The sequence below is a fragment of the Arthrobacter sp. KNU-44 genome (genome assembly GCF_051843155.1).
Taxonomy (GTDB): Bacteria; Actinomycetota; Actinomycetes; order Actinomycetales; family Micrococcaceae; genus Arthrobacter.
This window is the reverse complement of the sequence record NZ_JBPXNG010000002.1, coordinates 2784964-2797546: the sequence shown is the minus strand read 5'-3', so window position 1 is coordinate 2797546 and position 12583 is coordinate 2784964. Positions and strand designations below refer to the sequence as shown.

Annotated in this window: 9 protein-coding genes; 6 read left to right on the top strand and 3 right to left on the bottom strand. The window is 64.5% G+C overall.

Features of this window, described 5'->3' with window-relative positions:
• Positions 1–26: 26 nt before the first annotated feature.
• From ACSVHC_RS14130 to ACSVHC_RS14110, 5 genes are all read left to right on the top strand, one after another.
• Positions 27–1451 (top strand): NAD-dependent malic enzyme, encoded by a 1425-nt coding sequence (locus ACSVHC_RS14130; protein ID WP_437771443.1) that lies wholly within the window; start codon positions 27–29, stop codon positions 1449–1451.
• Between the two features lie 14 nt (positions 1452–1465).
• Positions 1466–3061, top strand: coding sequence for a malate synthase A (aceB, locus tag ACSVHC_RS14125; RefSeq protein WP_439181034.1), 1596 nt, complete (start codon positions 1466–1468; stop codon positions 3059–3061).
• A gap of 2 nt (positions 3062–3063) precedes the next feature.
• On the top strand, positions 3064–4332 hold the full coding sequence (locus tag ACSVHC_RS14120) for a DUF6986 family protein (protein WP_439181033.1): 1269 nt from the start codon (positions 3064–3066) through the stop codon (positions 4330–4332).
• Between the two features lie 10 nt (positions 4333–4342).
• Positions 4343–5155 (top strand): bifunctional allantoicase/(S)-ureidoglycine aminohydrolase, encoded by an 813-nt coding sequence (locus tag ACSVHC_RS14115; RefSeq protein WP_437771446.1) that lies wholly within the window; start codon positions 4343–4345, stop codon positions 5153–5155.
• 200 nt (positions 5156–5355) lie between these two features.
• The gene (locus ACSVHC_RS14110) at positions 5356–6570 is read left to right on the top strand and encodes a serine hydrolase domain-containing protein (RefSeq protein WP_437771447.1); all 1215 of its coding nucleotides are present in this window, start codon (positions 5356–5358) and stop codon (positions 6568–6570) included.
• 178 nt (positions 6571–6748) lie between these two features.
• Here the strand turns inward: ACSVHC_RS14110 and ACSVHC_RS14105 are convergent, their stop codons facing one another.
• Complete coding sequence (locus tag ACSVHC_RS14105; protein ID WP_437771448.1) at positions 6749–6994, bottom strand: hypothetical protein; 246 nt, start codon at positions 6992–6994, stop codon at positions 6749–6751.
• A 75-nt stretch (positions 6995–7069) separates the two neighbouring features.
• Positions 7070–7702 carry an SGNH/GDSL hydrolase family protein gene (locus ACSVHC_RS14100; protein ID WP_439181032.1) on the bottom strand — a complete coding sequence of 211 codons (633 nt, stop codon included), beginning with the start codon at positions 7700–7702 and terminating at the stop codon, positions 7070–7072.
• Positions 7703–8141: 439 nt separating this feature from the next.
• Between ACSVHC_RS14100 and ACSVHC_RS14095 the strand changes: the two genes are divergently transcribed.
• A complete protein-coding gene (locus ACSVHC_RS14095; protein WP_437771450.1) occupies positions 8142–10751 on the top strand; it encodes a bifunctional lysylphosphatidylglycerol flippase/synthetase MprF in 2610 nt (869 codons plus the stop codon).
• Here the strand turns inward: ACSVHC_RS14095 and ACSVHC_RS14090 are convergent.
• Complete coding sequence (locus tag ACSVHC_RS14090; RefSeq protein WP_437774089.1) at positions 10737–12566, bottom strand: glycoside hydrolase family 15 protein; 1830 nt, start codon at positions 12564–12566, stop codon at positions 10737–10739. The two genes, ACSVHC_RS14095 and ACSVHC_RS14090, sit on opposite strands and share 15 nt — an antisense overlap.
• Positions 12567–12583: the final 17 nt, after the last annotated feature.

Below are 12583 nucleotides of genomic sequence, written 5' to 3'. Positions count from 1 at the left end.
CGGGCCTTGTACGAGGAGGAAATTCAATGGCGAACCCGAGCCCCGGAAATTCGATCACCCTGCGCGTCGCCGCGCCGTCGAGCTTCACTGCCACGAGCGAGCTGGCCGCAGCCGTCGCCGCTGCCGGCGCGGCAGTCACCGCGCTGGATGTGACCGAGTCGCACCACGACACCCTGGTTGTCGACGTCACTTGCAACACCACGGACGAAGACCACGCGAACCGCGTCAAAGACGCCCTCAACGCGCTCGACGGCGTCAAGGTCCAGCACGTCTCGGACCGCACCTTCCTCATGCACCTGGGCGGCAAGCTCGAGGTCGTCCCGAAGGTGGCCCTGCGCAACCGCGACGACCTTTCCCGGGCCTACACCCCCGGCGTCGCACGCGTCTGCCTCGCCATCGCCGAAGACCCGGCCGCTGCCCGCAATCTGACGGTCAAGCGCAACACCATCGCCGTCCTCACAGACGGTTCGGCCGTCCTTGGCCTGGGCAACATCGGCCCGGCCGCAGCCCTTCCTGTCATGGAAGGCAAGGCCGCGCTGTTCAAGCAGTTCGCCAACGTCGATGCCTGGCCGGTCTGCCTGGACACCCAGGACACAGAAGAAATCATCATGATCGCCAAGGCCATGGCCCCCGTCTATGGCGGCATCAACCTTGAAGACATCGCAGCCCCGCGCTGCTTCGAAATCGAGAAGCGGCTCCGCGACGAGCTGGACATCCCCGTCTTCCACGACGACCAGCACGGAACGGCGATCGTCACCCTCGCGGCCCTCGTCAACGCATTGCGCGTGGTGGACAAGAAGCTGTCCGAGGTCAAGATCGTGGTCTCCGGCGTCGGCGCTGCCGGCTCGGCGATCATCCAGCTCCTCAAGGCCCAGGGCGCGCAGCACATCGTCGCCGCCGGCCGTTCCGGCGCCATCCACTCGAGCGAAAAGTACGACGACGAGCACCGTTCCTGGATTGCCGCGAACACCAACGAAGCCGGATTCTCCGGCACGCTGCACGAAGCCCTCAGGGGTGCCGACGTGTTCATCGGCGTCAGCGCTCCCCACGTAATCGGCGAAGAGCAGGTCGCCTCGATGGCCGAGGACGCGATCGTGTTCGCCATGGCCAACCCCACCCCGGAAATCGACCCGGTAATTGCGTCCAAGCACGCCGCCGTCGTCGCCACCGGCCGGAGCGACTTCCCCAACCAGATCAACAACGTGCTGGCATTCCCGGGCTTCTTCCGCGGACTGCTCGACGCCGGAGCATCGGACATCATCCCGGAAATGCTCGTCGCCGCCGCAGAGGCTATCGCCAACCGGGTCGCGGATGATGAACTGAATGCGAGCTACATTATCCCCAGCGTCTTCGACCCCCACGTTGCCGCCGACGTCGCCGCAGCCGTTGCGAACGCAGCAAACGCAGCAAACGCGCGGCAGCAGCAAACGCAGGCCGCTAGCGCTCTCTAGGAAAGGACCATCCCATGGCTCTCACAGTCACAGACCCCCGGCCGATCGAACGAGCCGAGGAGATCCTGACTCCCAAGGCGTTGGCCTTCGTGGAGGAACTTCACCGCCGTTTCGCGGGCACCCGCACCGAGCTCCTGGCGGCCCGCGTCGCCAAGCGTGAAGAAGTGGCCCGCACCGGCCGCCTCGACTTCCTGCCCGAAACGCAGGACATCCGCGACGGCGACTGGAAGGTCGCCGAAGCACCCAAGGCCTTGCAGGACCGCCGGGTCGAGATGACCGGCCCGGCCTCCCCGGCCAAGATGGCAATCAACGCCCTGAATTCCGGTGCCAAGGTATGGCTCGCCGACCTCGAGGACGCCAGCACCCCGACGTGGGCGAACGTCATCGACGCCATCCTCAACCTCCGCGACGCCGCCCAGGGCTCCCTGAGCTACACCTCCCCCGAGGGCAAGGAATACCGGCTTCGGACGGACGCGCCGCTCGCAGTCGTCGTCGCCCGCCCCCGCGGCTGGCACATGGACGAACGGCACCTGCTGCTCGCCGGCGAACCCACCGTTGGCGCGCTGGTGGACTTCGGCCTGCACTTCTTCCACGTGGCCAAGCAGCTCCTCCTCAACGGCCACGGCCCGTACTACTACCTGCCCAAGATGGAAAGCCACCTCGAGGCCCGCCTGTGGAACGACATCTTCGTCTTCGCCCAGGACTACCTCGGCATCCCGCAAGGTAGCGTCCGCGCCACCATGCTGATTGAAACCATCCCGGCCGCGTTCGAAATGGACGAGTTCCTCTACGAACTTCGGGACCACGCGTCCGGCCTGAACGCCGGCCGTTGGGACTACTTGTTCAGCATCGTGAAGTACTTCCGCGACGCCGGCGAGTCCTTCATCCTGCCGGACCGCGCGTCCGTGGTCATGACGGCCCCTTTCATGCGCGCCTACACGGAACTGCTGGTCAAGACCTGCCACAAGCGCGGCGCCTTCGCCATGGGCGGCATGGCTGCCGTCATCCCGAACCGCCGCGAGCCCGAGGTTACAGCCCAGGCGTTCGAGAAGGTCCGCGCTGACAAGACCCGCGAAGCCAACGACGGTTTCGATGGTTCCTGGGTGGCCCACCCGGACCTCGTCTCCACTTGCCGCGAAGTGTTCGACTCGGTCCTGGGCGAGAAGCCGAACCAGCTGGACAGGCAGCGCCCGGAGGTCTCCGTGACCGCCGAGCAGCTGCTGGACATCTCCTCCGCCGGGGGCCACGTGACCGAGGCAGGGCTCCGATTGAACCTCTACGTCGCCGTCGCGTACACCGCCGTGTGGCTTTCCGGCAGCGGCGCGGTCGCAATCCACAACCTCATGGAAGACGCAGCCACCGCGGAGATCTCCCGTTCCCAGGTGTGGCAGCAGATCCGCAACAAGTCCGTCCTGGCCGACACCGGCAACACGGTCACCCGCGAACTGGTCACCCGGATCCTGGGCGAAGAGACCGATCGCCTGCGCAGCGAGGTTGACGCCGAGTCCTTCGAGAAGTTCTACGAGCCGGCAAGCCGCCTGATCGCGGACATCTGTCTCTCAGAGGACTACACGGACTTCCTGACCACTCCCGCCTACGAGCTGGTGTAGGAATGGCCGCTTCTTCTTTCTCTGCGGCCGATTTCGCCGCCATCGACTCCCAGCTGGCCGCCACCGACCAGCTGCTGGAACGCAACTACCCAGGCGACGACGGCACCCGCCAGCCCGTGCACACGGTGTATGTCCCGGCGGACCGTTTCACGCCGTCGCTCTCCGCTGAATGGGGCGCCCAGGCGATCACGACGGCGGAGGCCCACGGCGGTCTCGAAAGGCTCGGTACGCTGCTGGGCCAGGACCCCAAACTGGCCGCCGCCGTCGCCACCCGTGTTGCTGCCAAGTTGAACCGCGAACCGATCGAGGACTTGCGCCTCGACTTCGAGGACGGCTACGGCGACCGCGGCGACGACGCCGAGGACGTCGCGGCGGTAGCGGCGGCCCAGGCTGTCAGCAAAGCCGTTTCCGCGGGTTCCGCCCCGCCGTTCATCGGCATCCGGTTCAAGTGCCTCGAGGCCCCCACCCGGGCACGTGGATTGAAGACCCTGGACCTTTTCGTGTCCACCTTGGCCTCCGCCGGGGAGCTGCCCGAGGGCCTTATCCTGACCCTGCCGAAAGTCACCACGGTGGCCCAGGTTCAGGCAATGGACTTCGCGGTCTCCCGGCTCGAAGAGATCCACTCCCTTCCAGCGGGCCGGCTCCGTTTCGAAGTCCAGGTAGAGACGCCGCAACTGATCCTCGGTCCGGAGGGGACCTCCCCCGTGGCCCGGCTTCCACACGCAGTTCCGGGCCGGATCAGCGCATTGCATTACGGTACGTACGACTACTCCGCTTCGTTGCAGATCTCGGCGGAGTACCAATCCATGGAGCACCCGGTGGCGGATTTCGCCAAGGAAGTCATGCAACTGGCCGTTGCGGGAACGGGCATCCGGCTCTCCGACGGCTCCACCAACATCATCCCGTTGGGCGACAACGTGGAAAACGCGTGGAAGCTGCACGGCCGTTTGGTCCGCCGCTCCCTTGAACGCGGCTATTACCAGGGCTGGGACCTGCACGCTGCGCAGTTGCCGAGCCGGTTCGCGGCAACGTATGCCTTCTACCGCGAGGGCCTGCCGGCTGCCGCGGCCCGCCTCCGCAACTATGTGGAGCGCACGGAAGGCGGCGTCATGGACGAACCCGCCACCGCCCGCGCCCTGGCCGCCTTCGTCCTGCGCGGCGTCCAGTGTGGAGCGGTGGGTTCCGAAGAAGTGCTGGCGCTTGCCGGCGTCGAAATCCCCCGGCTGACTGCACTGGCGCATCCGCGGCTCGCACACACCACCTCCAAGTAAGGATCCAATGATGGGCAAGTACTACTATCCCCAGGGCGGCCTGCCGCCGCAGACCCACCTCACCACCGAACGCGCGATCGTGACCGAGGCCTACACTGTCATCCCCAAGGGCGTGCTGACCGATATCGTGACCAGCAACCTGCCTGGTTTCTCCAACACGCGTTCCTGGATCATCGCCCGCCCGATCTCCGGATTCGCCACCACGTTCTCCCAGTTGATCGTTGAGATCGGCCCGGGTGGCGGCGCTCCCAAGGCCGAGTTCGAGGCAGGCGTCGAAGGCGTCATCTTCGTCACCAAGGGCAAGGTCAACCTGACCCTCGACGGCGAACTGCACCAGCTCGAGGAGGGCGGCTACGCCTACCTGGCTGCCGGTTCCAATTGGGGCTTGGAGAACGTCTCGGATGAGATCGTCTCTTTCCACTGGATCCGCAAGGCCTATGAGCGCCTTGAGGGCTACGAAGCCAAGTCCTTTGTCACGAGTGACGACGAGGTCGAAGCGGGCGAAATGCCGGACGTCAACGGCGTCTGGGCAACCACCCGCTTCGCGGACCCCAACGACCTGGCCCACGACATGCACGTGAACATCGTGACGTTCCAGCCCGGCGGGGTCATCCCGTTCCCGGAAACCCACGTCATGGAACACGGCCTGTACGTCCTGGAGGGCAAGGGCATGTACCTGCTCAACAATGACTGGGTCGAAGTGGAGGCTGGCGACTTCATGTGGCTGCGCGCCTTCTGCCCGCAGGCCTGCTACGCCGGCGGCCCGGGCCCGTTCCGCTACCTGCTCTACAAGGACGTCAACCGTCAGGTCAAGCTAACCTAGGGGTTCCCCTCCCGGCTACCCCAACTGACTCGCAGTTAACGTCGTTATGAGCGCTCATAACGACAACAACTGCGAGTTAGTTGGGTTTGGGGGGCAACCGCGTTCTCAGCGTTGACCCCCTCGCTTCGGAAGAGGACGATCGAAACTACGGGGGCAAGGCCGCCAGCCGTTGCCCTGCATCGTAGCTTCAGGAGGCAGCAATGGAGGCTGCGCGGGCCTCTCGGACTTCCCGCGTATCCCGGTCTTCCCGGCGAGTACGGGCAGCCGTCGTCCTGGCTTTGACCTTGGCATCCGGCGCTTGCACCTACCCTCTGACAAGTGAACCCCCGGCGGGCAGCTCGTCGTCCGATTCGCAAGCAGCACTTCCGGAATCCCCTGTTGCGGACTTCTTCGCGCATGAAATGCTCAACCGGGGCGCGCCGGCCGTTGTCGTCCAGATCAAAGTCCGGGGCCGGGAATGGTCCCAGGCCTACGGGAGCCAAGACGTCGAGACCGGCGAACCGGTTGCCGTGAATGACCGGATCCAGGCCGGCGGCATCACACAGTCGATGGTGGCAGTCTCGGTGCTCAAGCTGGTCCAGGAAGGAAAGCTGGGCCTTGAGGACCCCGTCACGGAGTACTTCCCGGAATTCGAGCAGCTCGTCCATCCGCCGGGTCCAGTCACGGTGCGTTCCCTGTTGAACCACAGCTCCGGCCTGCCCGGCGCCCCGGAGGCCATCTTGAAGGCCATGCCGACCAAACAAGCCATCGACACGAGGTTCGGCATCGAGGACTACCTCCGGATGGCCGGGACCGTACCGTGGGCGCACGCAAACTTCCAGCTCTTCCGCTACTCGGACGCCAACTATTTCGCCTTGGCCGCGATCGTGCAGAAACTCCGAGGCCGGCCGATCGGGGATGTCCTGAAGTCAGATATCTTCGTACCGCTCGGAATGAGCCACACCTCACTGGCGGCCGAGCCGGACCGGGATGCGCGCGACATGATCCAGAGCTATGAATTCATCGACGGCGAGCGCATCAATGCCTCGCAGCCGGAGTATCTCGTCGCTTCTCCCGCAGAGGGAGTCATCTCCACCGTGGGCGATATCAACACGTTCTATGCAGCGCTCATGCAAGGCAGGCTACTCACAGCGGATACCCTCCGCGACATGCAAACCCTGTGGCAGGAGAACCACGGACTTGGGCTGCAGCGTTGGAATGACGAATGCACGAACGGCTTCTACTACGGCTACGGCGGCAGCACCTGGTTTGCCAGCATCGCGTTGACCACTACCGACGGGAGCCGCCAGATAGCCATGAGCTTCGCCTATCCATCCGACACGGACAAACACATCGAGTCGACGGACGGCAGCGGGCAGCCGGAGTTCGGGCAACTCCTGCAGGTGGCCATCGCCGCCTTGAACGGGCTCTGCTGAGTCGCGACGCATCCTGCTAGGGACTGTGCATGGATGAAGAACCGGGGAAATTCATCGAGGACTTCGGAACGCTGACAAGGCTGGCCCAGCTTGGGTTGGACCATGCCGATGACGGCGGAGAGCCCATCGCAAAGGAATAGCCCCGCTTCAGCTCAAGCTCGGAGCGACAAGGACGCGCTCACTCCGCGGTTCCCTTTTGTTCGGGTTCCTGGTCCGCTGGCGTCCACGTGAGCTTGACCGTGGCTCCGCCGTTGTTTTCGTCGATCCTCATGCGCAGTTCCTCGCCATAGAGGAACTCGTGTTCAAAATGCCGTCCGTCAATGCGAGCCGCATCCAGGAGCTTCGCCATCGCCGTTGCCATCGCCCGGCCCCAGTCATGCGGATTCTTGCTGGACGCTTGTTCAAGGGCTGAATAGCTGACCATAAATCAATTGTTCTCCGCCGCGCGGACTTCTGCCAGCTTCAATCTTGGCGCAGGGTTCATGACCTTTGGGACGGGTCAGTTGGCGGTGTCCGGGGGCAGGCGGAGTCCCGCCGCGGCCATATCCGCGGCCAGGACACCGCCGAGCTTGGCGTGCCCGGCCGGGTTCAAGTGCACACCGTCCACGAGATCGCCCTCCACGTGATATTTGGTGATCCAGTCCCCAACGCTAAAGAATGTCGCTCCGGCCTTTGCCGCGATGTCGCCCAGCAGTGTGTCAACCTGCGTACGGCGGCCCCCGCCAGCGTCGGCGCCCTTGGCGAGGGTTCCTATCATCGCGATCTTCGCCAGCGGATACCTCTTTCTGAGGGCTGCGATGAGCCTGTTGGCATTGCTCGTGATCTGTTCATCACTCACTTTGCGGGCGGCGTCGTTGCCTCCGCCTTGGACCACGATCAGGGGTGGTGTCCCGTAGGGGAGTACCCAGTCTCCGCGTTGCAGCGCGTCGATGTAGTTGCCAGTGTCGCTCGTGGCGGCTACGAAGCCCGTGCCTCCGCGGCCAACTGTGTACACCTTGTAGCCGATGGAGCCCAGGGCTGCCCGTGGCCAAGATCCCTCAGGCTGGGCCTGGGAGTCCCCAATGAGGACGGCGGTGTGCCGGACGTCCGCGAGGATGATTTCGTTCCGGTTGTTGCTGGGGTTCTTGTACAAGGACCCCACAGGAAGCTTTGACGGATCCTGACCGGAATCAGGTTTCTTGGGACCTTGGCCCGCTGCTGCTGGACTCCCCGAGGGGGCAACGGGTGCCGCTGTCTGCCTTCCGCTGGATGAGTCGCTCGGTTGAGCGGGCGCCTGTGAACAGCCTGCCAAAAGGACTCCGGCGGCGATCACGGATGCAGCGGAGCGGAATATGCGAGATTTGTCCATCGACCTGTCCCGGGCTTGCTTTCTGTTCGTTTAGGCGTTGTAGAAGCAACTTTCCATTGCTCACAGACCGGTGGCGGAACGAGCCGACAGCCTGCCTACGTCGGAGTCTATTGGATCGGGACGGGGAAGGTCACGGCGGGGTGGGAATTATCCTCGCCGGACGGCCGGTGTGGAAGAATTTCATTTCGCAGCCCCATCCTTCCGACGCACAGAGAGGAACCCCGTGCACGCACCGGCGCCCGAGCCGGAAACCCAAGCTGTCCCCGATGTCCGCTTGCGGCGATCATGGACGGGAAGACTGCGCTCAGCGCAGCTCACGTTGGGTTTTGTCATCGTCTTCTGGGGATTGGGAGCGCTGACCTCCAGCCTCGCCACGGGGCCGGATGCGCAATTGCGGCTCAATTTCGCCCTTACGCCCCGCTCGATACCTGATCACTGGTGGGCCGCTGTGACCTCCGCCTTCTGGGCCAGGGACCTGACGGGCTATGTTCTGGAAACTGCATTGGTGCTGCTGCTGGGTGTTCCGTTGGAACGCCGAATGGGACGGCGGGCGTACGCAATCGCCGCGGTCTCCACCCAGATTCTGGGCGTTGGCATTGCCCTTGGATTCCTTGCCTTGGCCCAGGGGTTGCTCGGCAGCTGGACAGCGGAGATAGGGAGCCACCTTTTCGTGGGTCCTAGTGCGTTCATCATCGGTACCGCCATGGCGGGTACTGCGTCCATGGCGACCTTGTGGAGGCGCCGGATCCGGCTTGTCGCCTTCGCCTTGTTGCTCCTCCTGGCCCTGTACAGCGGAGGGTTTGCGGACTTGGTCAGGCTCGGCGCCGCAGGTGCGGGCACGGTCCTCGGGCCGCTGCTGATGGGCCGGCGGCCGCGGTTTGCGCGCCCGGTCAGTTCCCGGCACGAAGGCCGGGTGCTGCTCTCGCTGCTCATTGCCGCATCGGCGATCGGTCCGGTAGTCGCCGGCCTCATACCGCATGCGGTAGGACCGTTGTCCATCCTGCGTTTCCTGTTTACCAACATCCAGCCCGTCGATCCCCAAACGCTCCAGGGCGTGTGCTCGGATCCGGCGCAAGCGAAAGACTGCGCCGTCGCGCAGCTGCAGTTGCGCGCCGGTGCCGGCGGAATCTTCATGGCCATCCTTCCGTCCTTCCTCCTGCTGTTGCTTGCGGAGGGCCTCCGGCGCGGACGGCGCTTTGCCTGGGTGGGGACCCTTTTGATCCAGTTAGGCCTTTCCGTCCTGGCCGGAATTGCTCTGGCCGGAGTCTTGCAGCCGACTGCTTCGGCTACCGGCGCGAGCGAGGGGATTGTCGCAATCGAAGGATCGGCTTCCTCGCAGCCGTTCACCCTGGCCTTGCCGCTGCTTCTGCCCCTCGCGCTGACCATTATTCTGCTCGCGACCAGGCGGCTGTTTCATGTCCAAGCGCCGAAAGGGACGTACAGACGCCTCGCTGTGCGGGTACTTGCAATAGCGGCTGTGCTCAGTGTCGTCTATGTCGGCGCAGGGCTCTTGCTCGCGCAGGAATTCTCCCCGGTACCAGGGCTGCCGGATCTACTGGCGGATGTCCCTGACCGGTTCCTTCCGCTGGGCTTCGTCCTGGATGTGCCCCCGGCCATATTCCCCCAAGGCACGGCCGCCGTTCTCGTATACGAAGGCGTCGGGGTCGTCTTTTGGGCGGTCGCGGGTGTTCTGATCTTCAGGACCTTCCTCCACCAGGCCCACACCCGGCACGACGCCAGTACGGAGCGTGCCCGGAAGGTCATCAAGACATGGGAGGGAAGCTCGCTGTCCTGGATGACGACTTGGCCGGGAAATATGTACTGGTTCTCCGCTTCGGGGCGCTCCTTTGTTGCTTACCGCGTCAGCACGGGGGTTGCGCTCACGCTGGGCGGCCCGGTGGGACCCAAATCCGAGACGACCAATGTCTTCGAAGAATTTGCCCGCTACTGCAGGGGCAACGGGTGGACGCCGTGTTTCTACTCCGTACCCCAGGAATTGCGCGACCACGCGGATTCCTCCGGATGGAGCTCTGCACAAGTAGCCCAGGAGACGGTCCTGCCATTGCATTCGGTCTCCTTCAAGGGAAAGAAGTTCCAGGACATCCGTACGGCGTTGAACAATGCCGCGAAGGCGGGCATCCGCTACGAATGGACGAGTTACGCCTCGGCTCCTTTCTCGGTCCAGGTCCAAATCGAGGAAATCTCCGAAGAGTGGGTGGCAGACAGGAACATGCCCGAAATGGGCTTTACCTTGGGCAGCCTCGACGAACTCGACGACCCCGAGGTGCGCTGCCTGCTTGCAATCGACCAGCGCCACACAGTCCACGCAGTCACGTCCTGGTTGCCCGTATACCGCAACGGGCACATCGTGGGCTGGACCCTCGATTTCATGCGTCGCCGTAGCGGCGGCTTCCGTGCCAGCATCGAATTCCTGATCGCTTCCGCGGCCCTCAGCCTCAAGGATGAAGGATGCGAATTCGTGAGCCTCTCCGGAGCGCCCCTGGCCCGGGTCGAAGAGGATCCTTCCGAGATGCCGCTCCCAAGGCGACGATCCCGGCCTCCGGGCAGCCTCGACCGCTTGCTCGACTGGTTGGGGGCGACTTTGGAACCCGTGTACGGGTTCAGGTCCCTCTTGGCATTCAAGGCAAAATTCCAGCCCCGGTACGAGCCGCTCTACATGCTCTACCCGGACGCCGCTTCCCTGCCTGCCGTCGGGACCGCAGTGGCGCGGGCCTACCTGCCAATGCTCAACCTAGGAGCGGGGCTGGCCTTGGCAGGCCGGATCTTCCGCTGGCCAAAGCGCTCCGGAACGTCAGGTCTAAGCGGCCCCTGAGGCCGACGACGACGTCTCTGACGACTCCGACGGGGAGCCCGACGTCGGGACCCCGCCGATCGGGACATTGCTGTGGTGTGCTTTGCCGTGGTGAAGTTGCAAAGCACTTAGCACCAGGCCGAAATGGCTGAAAGCCTGGGGCGTATTGCCGAGTTGGCGGCCCGCATGTGCGTCCCATTCTTCGCTCAAGAGGCCCACGTCATTGCGCAGGGCCAGGAGCCTCTCGAAGAGGGCTGTCGCCTCTGCCCGGCGCCCCGCGCCCAAGAGGGCGTCGACCATCCAGAAGGAACACGCAAGGAAGACGCCCTCCCCGCCCGGCAGTCCGTCGTCGCTGTCTTGTGGACGGTAGCGCAGCACAAAGCCGTCTTCCGTCAACTCACGCTGGATAGCGTCAATGGTGCCGATCACGCGCGGATCGTCGTGCGGCAGGAAGCCCACTTTGGGGATGAGGAGAAGGCTTGCGTCCAGCTCCTTGCTCCCATAGGACTGGACGAAAGTATTGCGGTCCGCGTCGAATCCGTGGGTCATGACTTCGTCATGGATGGTGTCCCGCAAAGCCTCCCAGCGATCTAGCGGACCGGGCATCCCGGATTCACGGATTCCGCGGACCATGCGGTCAGCCGCGACCCAGGCCATCACCTTTGAGTGCACGAAGTGGCGCCGCGGGCCGCGTACTTCCCAGAGCCCGTTGTCCGGTTTGTCCCAGGTGCTCTCGAGGTGGCGCATCAAGGCGGTCTGGATAGCCCACGACTCATCGCCAACAGACATCAGCGATGCCCGGGTCAGGGACAGGCAATCAAGGACTTCCCCCCAGACGTCCAGCTGGAGCTGCTCCGCTGCCGCATTCCCGATGCGCACCGGCTTCGAACCCTGGTATCCGGAAAGCCACGTCAGCTCCGTCTCGGGCAATCGCCGGCGACCGTGCAGGCTGTACATGATCTGGAGGTCGGCAGGGTCACCGGCCACTGCGCGAAGTAGCCAATCCCGCCACGCGCTTGCCTCCTCGGTGTAGCCCGCGGCGAGGAAGGCTTGAAGGGTCAACGTGGCATCACGCAGCCAGCAATAGCGGTAGTCCCAGTTCCGCGGCCCGCCGATCTGTTCGGGGAGCGAGGTTGTGGCGGCGGCAACGATGCCCCCGGTAGGCGCATAGGTGAGGGCCTTCAGCGTGATCAAGGAACGCTGAACGGCTTTCCTGTAGGGTCCCCGGACGTTGCAACGCTTGGACCAATCCGTCCAGAATGTTGCCGTGTCGTCAAGGGCGATATCTGCCTCGACGGTGCGGGGCCGCCGTTCGTGGCTGGGTGCCCAAGTCAGGACGAAGGGGATGTGGTCACCGGCGTTCACCGTGAACTCGCTGACCGTGGTGAAGTCCTTGCCTACCAACGGCGCCGGGGTCTTGAGGTAGACGGAGTCCGGACCGGCAACGGCGCGGAGGCCGTGCCTATCGCGGCGCACCCAGGGCACCACGTGTCCATAGTCGAACCTCAGGATCAGTTCTCCGCGCATCTTGACCGTCCCGCGGATCCCTTCCACCACGCGCACGATGTCCGCGACGGCGTCGCGCGGCGGCATGAAGTCGATGACCCGGACGTGCCCTTCCTTGGTTTCCCACTCCGTTTCCAGGATGAGCGTTCCGTCCCGGTACTGGCGGCGCGTGCAGATTCCCCCGGTTTCAGGTGCCAGGAGCCAGCGCCCTGCTTGGGGGGAATCCAGGAGCGCGGCGAAGCATGCGGGCGAATCGAAACGCGGGAGGCACAGCCAGTCTATGGAGCCCGCCGTGCTGACCAGGGCTGCGGTGTGCAGGTCCCCGATCATTGCATAGTCTTCGATTC